Consider the following 16,106-nt stretch of genomic DNA (forward strand, 5'->3'; position numbering starts at 1 on the left):
ACCATGAAGTTTTCGCTGAACGGGCTTTATATCGAAAGCTACACGAAATGCGCCAATTGCGGCGTGCTGATCTACGAGGCCTCGGCCGAGGATTCCGCCCGCAAGAAGTTGCATGACGGGAGCATTTATTGCTCCGAGGAATGCGTCGATTGGAAGCTTGCCCGGGACGCCCGTCGCGCCAAGGCGGCCGTCTAGGAATTGATGTGCCGGCCCCGTCTGTGAGGGTGGGGCCGGCCAACTTGAAGCGCCGCGATTAGCGCCGCGCCATAACAAACTGTCCAAGGAGACATCCATGTCCACGAACGCTGCCTTCACGGCGCGGCGCGCTGCCGCTATTCCGGCTGGCCTTTCGAAACATCTCGACGTCTATATCGAGAAGGCGGAAAACGCCGAACTGTGGGACGTCGAAGGCAAGCGCTACATCGATTTTGCAGCCGGCATCGCCGTCAACAACACCGGCCACCGCCATCCGAAGGTGGTCGAGCGCGTGCGCAACCAGCTCGACAAGGTCACCCACACCTCGTTCCAGACCACGCCCTATATCGACTATGTCACGGTCTGCGAAAAGCTGAACGCGCTGGTCCCCGGCGATTTCCCGAAGAAGACGTTTCTCGTCTCCACCGGCGCGGAAGCCATCGAAAACGCCGCCAAGATCGCCCGCGCCGCGACCGGCCGCTCGGCTTTCGTCGCCTTTTCCGGCGCCTTCCACGGCCGCACGCTGATGGCGATGACGCTGACCGGCAAGACCGCGCCCTACAAGGCCGGCTTCGGCCCGCTGGTGCCGGATGTCTTCCATCTGCCGTTCCCGATCCCCTATCACGGCATTTCCGAGCAGGAATCGCTGACGGCGCTCGACCGCTTCTTCCGCTCCGAGGTCGACCCGACGCGCGTCGCCGGCATCTTCGTCGAGCCGGTGCAGGGCGAGGGTGGTTTCTATCCCGCACCCGTCACCTTCCTGCGCACGCTGCGCGAGATCTGCGACAAACACGGCATCCTGCTGATCGCCGATGAAATCCAGACTGGCTTTGCCCGCACCGGCAAAATGTTTGCGATGGAACATGCCGGCGTCGCCGCCGATATCGTCACCATGGCGAAGGGGCTTGGCGGCGGCTTTCCGATCGCCGCCGTCACCGGCCGCGCCGATATCATGGACAAGATCCCGATGGGCGGCGTCGGCTCGACCTTCGCCGGCAATCCGCTGTCCTGCGCAGCGTCGCTCGCCGTGATGGAGATCATCGAGGATGAAAAGCTGATCGCCCGCGCCAACGAAGTCGGCAGCCGGCTGAAGGCGGTCTTCGAGGACTGGCAGGAGGGCAACGAATTCGCCTGCATCGGCGAGGTGCGCGGCCTCGGCGCCATGGTAGCGATCGAGTTCGTGCGTGACCGCGAGACGCGCCAGCCCTGGCCGGAACTGGTGAAGGCGATCACCCACACCGCCGCCGAAAAAGGCCTGCTGCTGCTCTCCTGCGGCGTGCACGGCAATGTCGTGCGCGTGCTCACGCCGCTGACCATCCCCTTCGACCATCTCGACGAGGGCATCGCCATTCTCAAGGACAGCCTGCGGGCGGCGCTGGAAAAGGTGGAGGCCGGGCAATGACGCTCGCGCTGCTGCATGACCAGGCCTTCATCGATGGCGCCTGGGCCGGGGCGGATGGGGGCGCGACCTTTGAGGTGCGCAATCCAGCGACGGGCGAGGTTCTCGCCCGCGTCGCCGACCTCGCGGCGGCCGACGTCGAGCGCGCCATCCTTGCCGCCGAGCGCGCGCAAATCGACTGGCGCGAGCGCCCGGCCAAGGAGCGGGCCAAGTTGCTGCGCGCCTGGTTCGACCTCATCACCGCCCACACCGAAGACCTTGCCCGGCTGATCACCGCCGAGCAGGGCAAGCCGCTCTACGAGGCGCGGGGCGAGGTGGCGTTCGGCGCCTCCTTCGTCGACTGGTTTTCCGAAGAGGCCAAGCGTGTTTATGGCGACGTCATCCCCTCGGCCGGCCGCGATCGGCGTTTTGTCGTGCTAAAACAGCCGATCGGCGTCTGCGCCGCCATCACCCCCTGGAATTTTCCGCTGGCGATGATCACCCGCAAGGCCGCCGCAGCGCTCGCCGCCGGCTGCACCATGGTCGTCAAACCGTCCGAGGAAACGCCGCTGACGGCGCTGGCCATGGCCGAACTTGCCCGGCAAGCCGGTATCCCGGCCGGCGTGCTCAACATCGTGCCGTCGAAGGATGCCGCCGGCATCGGCCGCCTGCTCTGCGAGCACCCGGTCATCCGAAAACTCTCCTTCACCGGCTCGACCGCCGTCGGCAAGTTGTTGATGCGGCAGTGCTCTGACACGCTGAAAAAGCTCTCGCTGGAACTCGGCGGCAACGCGCCGTTCATCGTGTTCGACGACGCGGACCTCGATCTCGCCGTTGCCGGCGCCATCGCGTCGAAGTTCCGCAATTCCGGCCAGACCTGCGTCTGCACCAACCGCATCTATGTGCAGGACGGTGTCCACGATGCCTTCGTGGCGAAGTTGACGGAGGAGGTTGCGAAGCTGAAGGTCGGCGATGGTGCCGCGCCGGAGGTGGTGCAGGGGCCGCTGATCAATGCCAAGGCCGTGGCGAAGGTGGCGGAGTTGATCGGCGATGCCGTGGGCCATGGCGCCCGCGTCGAGACCGGCGGCAAGCCGCATGCGCTTGGCGGCACCTGGTTCGCGCCGACAGTGCTGAGCGGCATGCAGGCCTCGATGCGGCTTGCGCGGGAAGAGGCTTTTGGGCCGGTCGCCCCGGTCTTCCGCTTCAAGGATGAAGCCGAGGTCATCCGGCTCGCCAACGACACGCGCTACGGCCTGATGGCCTATTTTTACGCGCGCGATATCAATCGGATCTGGCATGTGCTCGAAGAGCTGCAATTCGGCATGGTCGGCATCAACGAGGGCCTGATTTCCACCGAACTCGCGCCCTTCGGCGGCATCAAGGAGAGCGGTTTCGGTCGCGAGGGCTCCAAATATGGTATCGAGGAATATGTGGAGCTGAAATATGCCTGCTTCGGCGGGCTGAAGAGAGCATAAGGGACAGCATGTCGCAAAAGGTGGCGTTGATCGTCGGAGCATCGCGAGGCCTCGGCCTGGGCCTCGCGGAAGCCTTTCTTGCGCGCGGATGGGAGGTGATCGCGACCGTGCGCAATGAGCGCGGCCGCGTAGCCCTCGAAACGCTGGCGGGGAAGGGCACGCTCTCGATCGTGACGATGGACATCACGATCGCCGAGGATATCGAGCGTGTGCGGAAAACCCTGTCCGGGCGTACGCTGGATGTGCTGTTCGTCAATGCCGGCATCGCCAATGATCCGGAATCCCCCATCGAGAGCGTACCGGAGCAGGATTTCCTGAACGTCATGGCCACCAATGCGCTGGCGCCCTTGCGCGTCATCGGCGCGCTGCACGGTCTGATGGCGCCCGCCGGTGTCGTTGCCGCCATGTCCTCGAACATGGGCAGCGTCAGCGGCAATGCCGGGGGCGGTTGGGACGTCTATCGCGCCAGCAAGGCTGCGCTCAACCAGTTGATGAAGAGTTTTGCCGCCCGGCATGCGGACGGCAAAACCTATCTCGCCGTCTCGCCCGGCTGGGTGCGCACCGACATGGGCGGTGATGGCGCACCGCTCGATGTCGAAACGAGCGCTGCCGGCATCGTTGCCACGCTGATTGCCCGCGCCGGCAGCGGCGGGGTGCATTTCGTCGATTATCGCAACAAGACGATCGCCTGGTAGGCTGAGCCGGCACGTCACGAGCGTGCCGGCTCCAACTCAGATGCCGAAGCCGAGCTGGGCGAAGCGGTCGGGGCTTGCACCTCTGAGGCGCGTGGCGAGCAGGATGCCGATGATCGCCGCAGCCGGGATCAGGGCGGGAAGCGCCACGGCAAGCACCGAACTCGCCCCGGTCAGCACGCCGAAATTCACCGTCACGAAGTAGATCATCGCCGCAAGCGTGACCGCCACTGCGAGCGGTGCGATCGTCGTGACGAAGACGCCATGCTCCAGCTGCGGATTCTTGCGGAAATAGCAGAAGATCGCCACGGCGGTCAGCGCCATCAGCACCATGACGGCAAGCGTCGCCAGCATGGTGAGCCAGGCGAAGAGTGCCAGCACCGGATCAAGCCCGGCGATCGCGAAATAGGCGATGACCACGATGGCGATGACCGTCTGGACCACCGAGCCGACATGTGGGCTCTGGAAGACACCGTGTGTGGTGCCGCAGATTTTCGGAAACAGCCCCTCGCGACCACCGACATAGACGTAGCGGGCGACGGCGTTGTGCAGTGCCAGCACGGCGGCAAAGAGGCTGCTGATGAAGAGCAGGCTCATGATCGGCACGATCCAGCTGCCGACATAGCGCTCGGCCAGCGCAAAGAGGAAGGTGGTGGGGTCTGCGAGGCTTTGCAGCTCCGGCAGCAGCTTCGCCTCGCCGGCGCCGATGACCATCAGCCAGGAGGTGAGCATGTAGAAGATGCCAATGGTGAGCACGGAGACGTAGGTTGCGCGGGGTATGGTCTTCAGCGGATCGCGCGCCTCCTCGCTATAGATCGCCGTCGCCTCGAAGCCGACGAAGGACGCGAAGCAGAACAGCAGGCCGATCGCCGGCGAGCCGGAGAAGAAGGCGGCGGGGGTGAACGGGGTGAAGGTGAAGCCGGAATCGCCGCCGCTCACGAGAATCGCGACATCGACGATGATGACGACGAGGAATTCGAGCAGCACGAGCACGGCAAGGATCTTGGCCGAGAGGTCGACATGGCGGTAGCCGCAGACGGCGACGATCACGATGCCGGCAAAGGCGCAGGCCCACCAGGGCAGGGTGATGCCGAGTGTTGCGAGGAAGCCGGCCGTCGCCGCGCCGAACAGGCCATAGACGCCGATCTGCATGGAGTTATAGGCAAGGATGGCGACCAGCGAGGCCGCCCCGCCGGCAATGCCGCCGATGCCCTGCGAGGCATAGGCATAGAAGGCGCCGGCATTGCGCACATAGCGCGTCATGGTCACGTAGCCGACGGAAAAGAGCAGCAGCACGGCGACCACGACGAGGAAGGCGGCCGGAATGCCGGCGCCGTTGCCGAGCAGCATCGACATGGGCACGCCGCCCGCGGTGGCGGTGAGGGGTGCTGCTGCCGAGACCACGAGAAAGGTGATGGCGCCGACGCCGAGAGAATCCGGCCGTAGCCGGTTGGCTGGTGTATCTGCGGAGGCTTGCTTTGACATCTGGTTCCCCTTTTTTGTCGTCAAGCAAAAGGCCGGTTAGAGGCCGGCGAAATAACGCTGGAATTCGAAATCGGTGATGTGCCGGTCGAGCCAGGCCTTGAAGGCCGCTGCCTCGAAATGCCGGCTCGCCGCGTAGTGGGCCTGGAATCCGGCGCCGAGCGCCTCGGTCACAAAGGCGTCCTTTTCGAAGAGCGCGATCGAGCCTTCCAGCGTATCGGGCAGCTCCCGGTCGGCAATGGCATCCGGATCGAGGCGCTTCTCGATACCATCGAGGCCGGCGGCGAGCATCATCGCGACGCTCAGATACGGGTTGATGTCCGAACCCGGGACGCGGTGCTCGAAACGGGCGGCCGGCTCCGACGGGATGGTGATGGCGCGGATCGATTTCGTGCGATCCTCGTGGCCCCAGCCGATCGTCGTGGGCGACCAGGCGCCGCGGTCGAAGCGGCGGTAGGAGTTGATGTTCGGCCGGAAGGCGAGGTGCGAGGCGGGCAGGTGTTGCAGCAGGCCGCCGAGATAGTGTCGACCGACCGCGCTCAGCTGGTTTTCGCCGGTCGCGGTGACATTGCGGCCGTCCTTCCAGAGGCTCTGGTGGTGGTGCGCGCCGGAGGCGCTGTGCGTGCCGAGCGGCTGGAACCGCGCCATGAAGGTGGCGGTGAGGCCGTGCTCCAGGCAGAGTTCCTGAAGGACGATTTTCGCGCGCACGGCGTCGTCGGCCGCCTCCAGCGGCGATTTCGGGCCGAGCGCATATTCGTACATGCCGTAGCCGTATTCCGTCGTCACCGCGGCCAGCGTGATGCCGACGCCCTTCAGCCGGCGGATGAGTTCGGCGAAGAAGGCCTGGAAGCCCTTGGAGCGCATCAGCGAATAGTTGATATCGCCATGGCCCCAGGGTTTCAGGTCACGGTAGCGCCCGGCCCGCATCTTCTCCTCGTCGATCTCGAAGATGCCGAACTCGTATTCGAGTGCGAACTTCACCTCGTAGCCGAGATCGGTCGCCCGCTGTTCATGACGCGCGATGATGCCGCGCAGGTCGAGCGGATTACGCCGGCCGCCGATCTCGAAGGAATCGACGATCACCGAGGCCCATTCCGGCGCCCATTCGTGCTGGCGCACCGTCGCGGGGTCAATGAGGCCGCGCATGTTTGGAAAACCGTTCGTCTCGCTGGAGACCTCGGCCGGGAAGAGCGGCTCCAGCAGCGGCGCGCCTTCGCCGGGCGCCGTGCAGAAGAAATTGCAGTTCACCGCCTCGCCCTGCGAGGAGATCTTGAAGGGCGCGATCTTGGTGCGGAAGTTGCCGTTGATATCCGGCAGGTGGACCTGGATGAACTGGGCGCCGTTTTTCGCAAGCGACGCCTGGAAGTCGTCGAGGGCGGGCGCCCTTTCGGCGCGGGCGGTTTCGTAATCGTTGGACACGCGGGTTCCCCTTTTGGCTTATAGGTGTGCCTTGATGTGATAGGAGGCCTTTTCTCCGATCATGATCGAGGCTGCATTGGTGTTGGCGCTGGGCAGCGTCGGCATGATCGAGGCATCGGCGACGAAGAGGCCGGACAGGCCGTGCACGCGCAGCGTCTCATCGACGACGGCGCCACCGTCGCGCCCCATGCGGCAGGTGCCCGCGGGATGGCTGAAGCGCATGGATTTCTGGCGCAGGAACGTGTTCCAATCCTCGTCGGAGTGCGTCTCCGGCCCCGGCTTCACTTCCCGCTCATAGGTTGCGGCGAAGGCCGGTGCGGCAAGGATGTCGCGGGCCATCAGCGCGCCGCGCCGCAGCGTGTCGAGGTCTTGCGGGTCGCCGAACATCGGGTGGTCGATGACGGGTAGCGCATGCGGATCTGCCGAGCGCAGGCGAAGCGTGCCGCGCGACAGCGGGCGGCAGACATTGACGGCGAGCACGATCGCCGGAAACGGCAACAGCATCGGCCCGTCGCCATCGGTGTTGTAGCCGATCGGCGTGAAGGTGATCTGCACGTCGCCCTCGGCAAGCCCTTCGCGCGTGCGGGCAAAGGCGACGGCGTGGCCGATGGGCGTCGCACCCGGCCCGCGGCCGCGCAGCATCCAGTTCAGCCCGTGTTTGACGACGCTGAGCGGGTCCGTCTCGACATTGTAGGTGCGCGTGCGAACGGCCGCCGTGACCAGCACGCCCGGATGCTCCTGCAGGTTCTCGCCGACACCCGGCAGGTCTGCAGCCACGTTGATGCCATGCGCGCGGAGATGATCGGCAGGGCCGATGCCCGACAGCATGAGGAGGCGCGGGGAGGCGAGCGCACCGGCGCTGAGAACGACGGCACCCGCATGGATGCGATGCGTCGTGCCGCCCTGAACATAGTCGAGGCCGGTTACCCGCCCACGATCGGTCAGGATGCGGGTGACCTGCGCCCGCGTGCGGATCGTCAGGTTGCGCCGGAAGAGGGCCGGCCAGAGATAGGCGCGCGCCGCGCTGTGCCGCCAGCCGCGCTTCTGGGAGGCCTGCAAGGGGCCGACGCCAAGCTGCGTCTCGCCGTTGACGTTCGGATTGTAGGCGTGGCCCGCCTGCTGCGCGGCGGCGATGAAGGTCTTAACCAGCGCGTGCGGCGTGCGCACGTCGGAGACGCTCAAAGGGCCATCGGCACCACGAAAGGCGTCGCCGCCGCGGGAATTGTGCTCCAGCTGCTTAAAATAGGGCAGCACGTTGTCATAGTCCCAGCCCGTTGCACCCGCCTCGGCCCAGGCGTCGAAATCGCCGCGATTACCGCGCAGGAAAATCATGCCGTTGATCGAGGAACTGCCACCGAGCACGCGCCCGGCCGGCCAGTTCTCCTGCCGTCCGTCGCGGGTGGCGTCCGGTTCCGTCCGGTAGGCCCAGGCGTAGTCGGGGTTGCCGATCGCCTTCTCTTCACCGGCTGGCACGCTGAACACCGGTGACCAGTCCCAGCCGCCGGCCTCCAGCAGCAGCACGCGCCGCGTGCCGTCCGCCGAAAGGCGGTTGGCGACGACCGATCCGGCCGAGCCTGCGCCGATGACGACAATGTCCGTGGTCTTGGTCGTCATCGTTTGTCCTTGATGTCTTTTGAATAGGTGCGCAGCAGGTCGCACATGAACAGCGCCGCCGGCGACAGCGGCACGGCCGAGCGCCGCAGAAGCCAATAGCGGCTCGGCTGGAGTTTTTGCTCGAAGGCGAGGCTGACGATGCGGCTTGCGACATGCGGCTGGTCGATCAGCGGTTCCGGCAGGGCGGACACCATGTCGCTGTTGGCGATGATTGAAACGGTGGCCGGCAGGCTCACGCATTCGACCAGCTTCGGCGGCATGGCGAGGCCCGCTTCCTGCATGAAGGCGTGCATTGGGTCGGAGGGATCGCTCGGCTCCTGCGGCAGCACCCAGACCGCATCGGCAAGCTCCGCCGGGTTGCGGATCCCCGCCAGCGGATGGCCGCGGCGCAGCGCGATCCGCTTGTTGACGCTGAGCAGGAATTCGCAGGCGAGGTCGCTGGCGGTCGCCGGCTCCCGGCCGGCGCCCACGACGGCGAGGTCGAAGGTGCCGTCGCGGATATCGGGCAGAGAGCCCGGCAACGACGCCTCGTGGATGACCAGCCGCACGCCCGGCATGCGGGTGCGGAAATGCCGGATGATCTCGGACAGCACCGTCTCAATGATGGTGGGCGTCAGGCCGACGACCAGCTTGCCGCCGGTGCCGGCATTGAGCTGGCGGATATCGTCCTGCGCGGCGCGCATCTGCTCGACGAGGAGATGGGCGCGCGCGGCAAGCTGCCGGCCGCTCTCGGTGAGCACGACGCCGCGGGCGCTGCGCAGCAGCAGCGACACGCCGGCTTCCGCCTCCAGCTCGCGGATCGCCTTGGTGATGGCACTTTGCGTGAGGCCGAGCGTGCGCGCGGCCGCCCGGATGCCGCCGGCGCGCGTCACGGCCTCGAAGGCGCTGATCTGGTGGAATTTCATGGCTGCACCTCCTCTTTCGAGGAGACGAGAGCCGCAAGCGCATCGGCCAGGCAGGCCGCCACCTGCTCGACGCCTTCGGCCGTATCGATGATGTCGTTGCGCACTTCGATGATGATGGCCTCGACGTCGACCGCGGACTGTATGCGGGTCGTGGTGCCCGGCGCCACCTTGCGCAGGTCGTAGGGATCGTTGTCGCCGATGACGAAACGGCCGTCCTGCTTCAGCCAGTCGAGCATCGCCTGGCCGGTCCGGCAGCCGTCGGCGCGCAGCACGCCGATTTCCGTCCGGCGCGCCTTGCCGTCATAGATGCCGGAGAAGCTGTGGATGCCGACCAGCACGTCGCCCGGGCGCAGGCGGCGGATGACAGCGCGGTCGAAGGGCTCGCGCACCAGCGCATCGCGAAGGTCCCGTTCCGCATCCGTCAGTTTCTGGTTGCCCGGCACGGGAATGCCGCCCATGTCCGGGCGAATGCAATCCCAGGAACGCGAACCACGGTTGATGTCGTAGAACAGCCGCGAATAGCGGGCGAGGATGGCGGGTGCGGCGAGCTGGGCGCTGAGCGCGCGGGTAAGCTCCGCCGCGCCGATATCGTGCGAGAAATGCGTGTCGAAATAGTCCTCACCGAGGCCGAGCCGATTCCATGCTTCCGGCACTTCACGTCCGGCATGTTCGCAGATCAGCACGAGGCCCGAACGACGGCCGCCGATTTCTTCGATCGACGCCTCGTCGGACTGGGGATGCGAAAAATGCTGGTCTGCGTTCATCAATGGTGCCTGGCTCGGATATGCTGGCAACGACGCTAGGCCAACGGCACCCTGCGCATAAGACATCCAAATGCATCGAGTGACGCCCAATGGTCGTCTCCCTGCGGATGGATACGCGTGCTTAAACGGCGTGGGATTTTTCAAGGACACCGACCTCATGCTGCCTTCCCTTTCTCCTGATTTCGACGCTGCTTTGAACGCGCTCGCGTTCCCCGTCCAGCCATTCATCGACGGCGCCTTTCGTCCGTCAAGCGCGGGGAAGACTTTCGAGCCCGTCCACCCCGCTGACGGCCGTCGGTTGCCGGCCGTGGCGGCCTGCGATGCGCAGGATGTGGACGGCGCGGTCCAGGCTGCGCGGAGGGCCTTTGTGGATGGCCGCTGGCGGTCGCTCGGCCCGTTGCGGCGCCAGGCGATCCTCAACCGTTTTGCCGATCTCGTGCGGGAGAACACGGAGACGCTGGCACTTTTCGACACGCTGGAGATGGGCAAGCCGCTCGCCGACGCCCGGTTCGACGTGTCGATCGCCGAAGGCCTGATCCGCTTCTTCGCCGGCGCGGTGGACAAGACGGAGGGCGCGGTCATGAGCGCCGATCCGCGCACGCTCGCCTTCTCGCGCGACGAGCCGCATGGCGTCGTCGCTGCGATCACCCCCTGGAATTTCCCGCTGGTCAACGCCGCCCTGAAGATCGCGCCGGCGCTGGCGGCGGGCAATTCGATCGTGCTGAAGCCATCCGAGATCGCGTCCTATTCGACACTGAAGCTCGCGGAGATCGCGGTAGAGGCCGGCGTGCCGGAGGGCGTACTGAACGTGGTGACCGGGTTTGGCGCGGATGCCGGCGCGGCGCTCGGCGGGCATCCGGATGTCGACCTGATGAGCTTTACCGGATCGACGGCGACAGGCAGGGCGCTCATGATGCTCGCCGCGCAATCGAACGGCAAGCCGCTGCTGCTCGAATGCGGCGGCAAGTCGCCGGCCCTGGTGTTCGAGGACATGGCCGGCGATATCGAGCGGATTGCCGCATGCATCGCGCAGGCGGGCCTCTGGAATGCCGGCCAGCTCTGCGTCGCCCGAACCCGCATTCTCGTCGCGGATGCGATCGTGAAACCGTTCACCGAAGCGCTCGCCGCGAAGGTCGATGCCATGCGCCTGGTCGCGCCGTTTTCCGGCGAGGCCGGGCTTGGGCCGCTCGCGAGCGCATCACAGAAGCAGCGCGTTGACGGATACATCCAGTCCGCGCTCCGCGACGGTGCGCGCCGGGTGACGGCCGTGCGGGTGGCGCCTTCGGCGGAGGGCAGCTATGTCGCCCCCACGGTCTTCGATGGTGTTTCGCAGGGCACGCGCATCGTGCAGGAAGAAGTCTTCGGGCCAGTCCTGACGATCCAGTCGTTCCGCACCGCCGACGAGGCCTTCGCTTTGGCGAACGATACGATCTACGGGCTTGCCGCCACCGTCTATACCCGCGACCTGACAATCGCCATGGAGGCGGCTCGCACGATCCAGGCCGGCAAGGTGGTCGTCATGGGCGACGACGCGGCCGGCGAGGGTTCCGGCTTCGCGCTCGGCTCCGCGCCCTGGAAACAGTCGGGCTTCGGCATCGAAAGCGGCATGGCCGGCATCGCGTCCTATAGCCGGCGAAAGGCGGTCGAGATAAGGGCCTAGCTGTCACCAGGGATACGGCCCATCCTCCGTCAGGTGGATTGCGACGGTGCTCCGGGCGCGGGATAAGCGATCGAACAGACCTATTCCGCAGGAGTGATGCCCGTGACCGCCTATCCGATCGACCTGATCCGCGCCGCTTTCCCGGCCTTGCTCCAGTCCCGCACCGCCTATCTCGACAATCCGGCCGGAACGCTGGTTCCCGAACAGGTCATTGCGGCCGTAGCCCAAGCCATGGCGACGGCATCCTCCAATCTCGGCGGGCGTTTCGCTGCCTCGCAGCGGGCCGATGCGATCTGGCGGGCGGCGCATGAGGCGGCCGCGGAATTCGTCAATGCCGCCTCCTGGCAGGAGATGGTGATCGGCTCGAACATGACGACGCTGGCCTTCCAGATGGCGCAGGTCATCGGCCAGACGCTGTCGCCCGGCGACGAGATCATCGTCACCCGCATGGACCACGAGGGCAACATCTCGCCCTGGCTTGCGATGGCCGAGGCGCGCGGCCTGGTGGTGAAATGGCTGCCCTTCAACAGGGAAAGCTGGCGCATCGAGCCCGAGAATCTTGCGGCCCTCCTGTCGCCGCGCACGAAATTCCTCGCGCTCAACTATGCCTCGAACATGACCGGCAGTGTCAATGACGTCACCGCGTTGACAGCGCTGGCGCGGGCTGCGGGCGCGCTCGTCTGGATCGACGCGGTGCAGCTGGCGCCGCACCGGCTGCCGGATGTCCAGGCGATCGGCTGCGATTTCCTGGCCTGCTCGTCCTACAAGTTCTTCGGCCCGCATCTCGGCATCCTGTGGGGGCGCGAGGCGCTGCTGAGGTCGCTGCCGCCGCACCGTGTGCGCTGCGCGAGCGACGATATTCCGGACCGCTTCTGCACCGGCACGCCGCAGACCGAGCTTCTTGCCGGCCTGACAGCGACGATCGAGTATCTTGCCTGGGCCGGCGAGGCGACGGGCCATGCCGGCACGCGGCGCGAGCGGATGGCGGGCGCCTACAACGCCTTCGACGCCTACGAGGCCGGCCTGACCCGCCGGCTGATCGGCGGCCTGGCGGCGCTGCCCGGTGTCAAGCTGATGGGGATCGCCAACCCGAACCTCTTTGCCCATCGTGTGCCGACCATCTCCTTCACCCACGAGAGCGTCTCGACCCACCGCTTCGCCGAGGCGCTGGCGGCCGAAGACATCAATGTCTGGTCGGGTCACAATTACGCGCTGGAGCCCGCCCGCCATCTCGGCCTATCCGAGGAGGAAGGCGTCGTGCGCATCGGCATTGCCCATTACAATCGCGAAGACGAGATCGAGCGCACCCTGGCGGTCATCGAGCGGCTTGTCTCATAGGCCGCCATGCCCTAACCATGCGGGCAAATAGCCGGTTTCCCTCAGGAATTTGACAGATGGCCCCATGTCGGAACCCCTCGCTGCCAGCTGGATAGCGCCCTTCGCCCAGGCTCTCGACCGCTATGACCAGCCGGACGCTGCCACTGCGCTTCTGGCGGCGATCGGCTCGGTCGCGCGCTTTCACCTGGCGCTGTCGGTGGTCCACCGGCGCGATGGTGGGCCTAGTTATGTCTTCGACACCTTCTCCGGCCCGCGCGCCAAGCGGGCCGTCGCGCTGTTCATCGCCGGCACCTATGTGCTGAACCCGTTCCACAATGCCTATCTCGGCGGCCTGTCTTCAGGCGTCTACCTGATGCGCGACCTCGCGCCCGACAATTACCTCGCGTCGGACCTGTATCGCGGCCTCGACATCCGCCGCCATGAAGACGAGGAGTTGGGATACCGCACGCATGGCTGGCCGGAGGGCATGGAGGAGCTGCTCATCGCCATCGACCTGCCCGGCGGCGAAATGGCGGAAATCAGCCTGTCGCGCATCCGCAGCGAAGGCGGTTTCGATGAAGCGTCCGTTGCGCGGCTTCGCGAGGCGCATGCCCTGATCGCGGCGATCTTCCGGCGTCTTTGGGTGCATCTGTCGCGCGGCGACGCGCAGCCGCAGCCGCGCCCCATCGACCACCTGTTCACCGACTTCGGACGCGGCCTTCTAAGCCCACGCGAGCGCGAGGTGGCCTTGCTCATCCTGAAGGGCCATTCCAGCGAATCGATCGGCTACCATCTCGGCATTTCGATCGCGACGGTGAAGACCCACCGGCAGAAGCTCTACGCCAAACTCAATCTTTCGACCCAGCAGGAGCTGTTTTCCACCTTCCTGCGCAGCCTCAATCTGTAGGCCGCCCCGCTCAGTTCTTGAGGCTCTCGCGTATGGCGGCGGAGATCGCGGCAAGGCCCAGGCGCAGTTCGTCCTCGGTCGGCCAGGCATAGCCGATGCGGAAATGCCGGTCGTCCTGCTCGAACCAGCGGCCGCGGCCGACATAGGCGTGGTGTTCGCGGTAGAGCCGGTCGTGGAAGGCGGCGGGATCGACATTCGCCGAGGGCACGATGCGGGGAAAGCAGACGCAGCCGCCGGATGGCTCGACCCATTCGACCAGCGGCTCGCCGGCGATCCAGTCCTTGACGATGGCGAAAGCGCTGGCGATGCGGGCATTGTTGAAGGCAAGCCATTCGTCGCGCTGGCTGAGCGCGACGTAAGCGATATATTCATCCGCCATGCTGCCGGAAATGCCGATCTGTTCGCGCGCGGCGAGGAAGGTGTCCATCAGCGTGGCATCGCGGGTGATCAGCCAGCCGATGCGGATGCCGGGAATGCCATAGGTCTTCGACAGCGAGGAGACGCTGATCACCCGGTCCGACAGGCTGGCGGCGACCGGCAGCATCGGGCCGAAGGTCATCTCGCGATAGGTCTCGTCGAACAGCAGATGGATGCCCTTGCGCTCCACCAGCGAGACAAGCGCATCAAGCTCGGCCGGCGACAGCATCACGCCCGTCGGATTGTGCGGATAGGTGACCGAGACATATTTCGTCTCCGGCCGGATCGCCGCTTCGATTTTTCCGAGGTCCAGCCGGTAGCCCTCCTCGAAGGTCAAGTCGATGAGGCTCAGTTCGCAGCCGATGGCGCGCGGCGTCTCGATGTTGGTCGCGTAGTTCGGCCGCACCACGACGATGTGGTCGCCGGCCTGCAGCATCGAGGTCGAGATGATGAACAGCGCGCCCACTGCCCCCGCGGTCACCAGCACGTCATCCGCCACAAGCCCTTTGCCCGTCCCGGCGATCAGGCCGCGCAAATCCGGCGCGCCGCGATGATCGCCGTAACACAGCAGGATGTCGTCGAGCTTCGCGTTGAGTTCGCCGAGACGCCGGTCGGCGACCGAACTTTCCGACAGATTGTAGCGGATCGTGTCATAGCCGAGTTGTTCGGGCGATTCGAGTTCGATGGGCATGCGGACATATTTCATGGGCGCTCTCCTTGCTGCTGGCCGGCATGCAACAGGCCTAAAGCAAGACCACCGCGCGTGCCATCCACCCGGAAGGGGATGGCACGGCTCATCCCTTGGGCGGATTTTCTCGCTCCTGCGCCCGCAGCCGGCGGTATTCGGTGGTGGGCATGCCGCCCCAGCCCCAGTTTTCGAGCTCGACTTCCTCGATCACGACATAGGTCGATTCGAGCGGCTTGTTGAGGACGTCGAGAAGAAGCGCGCTGACGCCCTTGATGAGCGCTGCTTTCTCCGAAGCGGACACACGGTCACGCTCGGGCGTTATTCCTTCGCGGGTAACCTGGATTGTGACGATGGGCATTTGCAGTCTCCTTTTTCAAAAGAACGAAAGTTGATCGAGCGAAAACATCGGCTACCAGCGCCCGGCGCTCTGGCCGCCGTCGACATGGAGGATTTCGCCGGTGATGAAGCTTGCCGTCTCCAGAAACAGGACGGCATCGACGATGTCGCGGATCTCGCCCATCCGGCCGACCGGATGAAGGCCCGAAAGGGCTGCATGGGTTTCCGGCGGGTTCATCGGGGTCTTAATGATGCCCGGGGAGACCGCGTTGACCCGCACGCCGCTCTTTGCGAACTCGATGGCGAGCGACTGCGTGACCGCGTTCAGGCCGCCCTTCGTCAGCGAGGCGAGGGCGGCGGGAACCCCTGCGATCGGCTGGTCGACCAGGCTTGTCGTGATGTTGACGATGTGGCCGGAGCCCTGCTTGAGCATTTCGGCGGCGGCGCGCTGGGTGATGTGGAAGAAGCCGGCGACGTTGACGCTCATATTGTGCGCGAAATCCTCCGCGGTGAACTGGACGAACGGCTTGGCCAGGAAGACGCCGGCATTGTTCACCAGCGTGTCGATGCGGTCAAAGCGGTCGAGCCCTTCGCGAACGATCCGCTCGGCGGTTTCCGGCTGGCTCACATCGCCGGGAATGGCGAGAATGTCCGGGTCGCCGCTTGGCGCGATCGACCGGGAGTTGGCGATGATGCGATAGTTGTAGTCGCGATAGGCGCGAACCAGTCCAGCGCCGATGCCTTGGGAGGCGCCGGTGATGATGACGACCTTTTGCTGCGTGCTCATGATGATGGGACCTTTATCGATTGCCGCGGGCGCCACCCTGGCAGCCCGCCCACGCCCTCGGCGTTGGTGC

The 16,106-nt window shown here is 65.8% G+C and carries 15 protein-coding genes; 7 read left to right on the plus strand and 8 right to left on the minus strand.

Annotated features, from left to right (window positions below; genetic code table 11):
* Positions 1-3: 3 nt before the first annotated feature.
* From AC1RWL_RS03590 to AC1RWL_RS03605, 4 genes are all read left to right on the plus strand, one after another.
* Positions 4-195 (plus strand): hypothetical protein, encoded by a 192-nt coding sequence (locus AC1RWL_RS03590; RefSeq protein ID WP_493093198.1) that lies wholly within the window; start codon positions 4-6, stop codon positions 193-195.
* A gap of 97 nt (positions 196-292) precedes the next feature.
* Positions 293-1,597: a 4-aminobutyrate--2-oxoglutarate transaminase gene (gene gabT / locus AC1RWL_RS03595; protein ID WP_493093197.1), complete on the plus strand. Its 1,305-nt coding sequence runs from the start codon at positions 293-295 to the stop codon at positions 1,595-1,597.
* A complete protein-coding gene (locus tag AC1RWL_RS03600; RefSeq protein WP_493093196.1) occupies positions 1,594-3,048 on the plus strand; it encodes an NAD-dependent succinate-semialdehyde dehydrogenase in 1,455 nt (484 codons plus the stop codon). The genes gabT and AC1RWL_RS03600 overlap by 4 nt, the downstream gene beginning before the upstream one ends.
* Before the next feature lie 8 nt (positions 3,049-3,056).
* Positions 3,057-3,743, plus strand: coding sequence for an SDR family oxidoreductase (locus tag AC1RWL_RS03605; RefSeq protein WP_493093195.1), 687 nt, complete (start codon positions 3,057-3,059; stop codon positions 3,741-3,743).
* Positions 3,744-3,779: 36 nt separating this feature from the next.
* Here the strand turns inward: AC1RWL_RS03605 and AC1RWL_RS03610 are convergent, their stop codons facing one another.
* Genes AC1RWL_RS03610 through AC1RWL_RS03630 form a run of 5 tightly spaced genes read right to left on the minus strand, consistent with a single transcriptional unit; the run spans position 3,780 to position 9,924 of the window.
* Complete coding sequence (locus AC1RWL_RS03610; RefSeq protein WP_493093194.1) at positions 3,780-5,225, minus strand: APC family permease; 1,446 nt, start codon at positions 5,223-5,225, stop codon at positions 3,780-3,782.
* Positions 5,226-5,261: 36 nt separating this feature from the next.
* Positions 5,262-6,641 (minus strand): glutamine synthetase family protein, encoded by a 1,380-nt coding sequence (locus AC1RWL_RS03615; RefSeq protein WP_493093193.1) that lies wholly within the window; start codon positions 6,639-6,641, stop codon positions 5,262-5,264.
* An 18-nt stretch (positions 6,642-6,659) separates the two neighbouring features.
* Complete coding sequence (locus AC1RWL_RS03620; RefSeq protein WP_493093192.1) at positions 6,660-8,255, minus strand: GMC family oxidoreductase; 1,596 nt, start codon at positions 8,253-8,255, stop codon at positions 6,660-6,662.
* Complete coding sequence (locus AC1RWL_RS03625; protein WP_256114893.1) at positions 8,252-9,160, minus strand: LysR substrate-binding domain-containing protein; 909 nt, start codon at positions 9,158-9,160, stop codon at positions 8,252-8,254. The genes AC1RWL_RS03620 and AC1RWL_RS03625 overlap by 4 nt, the downstream gene beginning before the upstream one ends.
* Positions 9,157-9,924, minus strand: coding sequence for an N-formylglutamate amidohydrolase (locus tag AC1RWL_RS03630; RefSeq protein WP_493093191.1), 768 nt, complete (start codon positions 9,922-9,924; stop codon positions 9,157-9,159). The genes AC1RWL_RS03625 and AC1RWL_RS03630 overlap by 4 nt, the downstream gene beginning before the upstream one ends.
* Positions 9,925-10,081: 157 nt before the next feature.
* On the opposite strand from AC1RWL_RS03630, the gene AC1RWL_RS03635 reads away from it, so the two are divergent.
* From AC1RWL_RS03635 to AC1RWL_RS03645, 3 genes are all read left to right on the plus strand, one after another.
* Entirely contained in the window at positions 10,082-11,584 is a 1,503-nt protein-coding gene (locus AC1RWL_RS03635) for an aldehyde dehydrogenase family protein (RefSeq protein ID WP_493093190.1), read from the plus strand.
* 96 nt (positions 11,585-11,680) lie between these two features.
* Positions 11,681-12,922, plus strand: coding sequence for a cysteine desulfurase-like protein (locus AC1RWL_RS03640; protein ID WP_493093189.1), 1,242 nt, complete (start codon positions 11,681-11,683; stop codon positions 12,920-12,922).
* 64 nt (positions 12,923-12,986) lie between these two features.
* Positions 12,987-13,808 (plus strand): helix-turn-helix transcriptional regulator, encoded by an 822-nt coding sequence (locus AC1RWL_RS03645; protein ID WP_493093188.1) that lies wholly within the window; start codon positions 12,987-12,989, stop codon positions 13,806-13,808.
* 10 nt (positions 13,809-13,818) lie between these two features.
* Here the strand turns inward: AC1RWL_RS03645 and AC1RWL_RS03650 are convergent, their stop codons facing one another.
* The 3 genes from AC1RWL_RS03650 to AC1RWL_RS03660 all read right to left on the minus strand — a co-directional run bounded on the left by AC1RWL_RS03650 (position 13,819) and on the right by AC1RWL_RS03660 (position 16,036).
* Positions 13,819-14,931 (minus strand): aminotransferase class I/II-fold pyridoxal phosphate-dependent enzyme, encoded by a 1,113-nt coding sequence (locus AC1RWL_RS03650; protein WP_493093187.1) that lies wholly within the window; start codon positions 14,929-14,931, stop codon positions 13,819-13,821.
* A gap of 88 nt (positions 14,932-15,019) precedes the next feature.
* Positions 15,020-15,271, minus strand: a complete 252-nt coding sequence (locus AC1RWL_RS03655; protein WP_493093186.1) for a tautomerase family protein — start codon at positions 15,269-15,271, stop codon at positions 15,020-15,022.
* 51 nt (positions 15,272-15,322) lie between these two features.
* Entirely contained in the window at positions 15,323-16,036 is a 714-nt protein-coding gene (locus AC1RWL_RS03660; protein WP_493093185.1) for an SDR family NAD(P)-dependent oxidoreductase, read from the minus strand.
* Between the last annotated feature and the right edge of the window lie 70 nt (positions 16,037-16,106).

Source organism: Shinella sp. GW821-FHT10F02, from assembly GCF_058809275.1.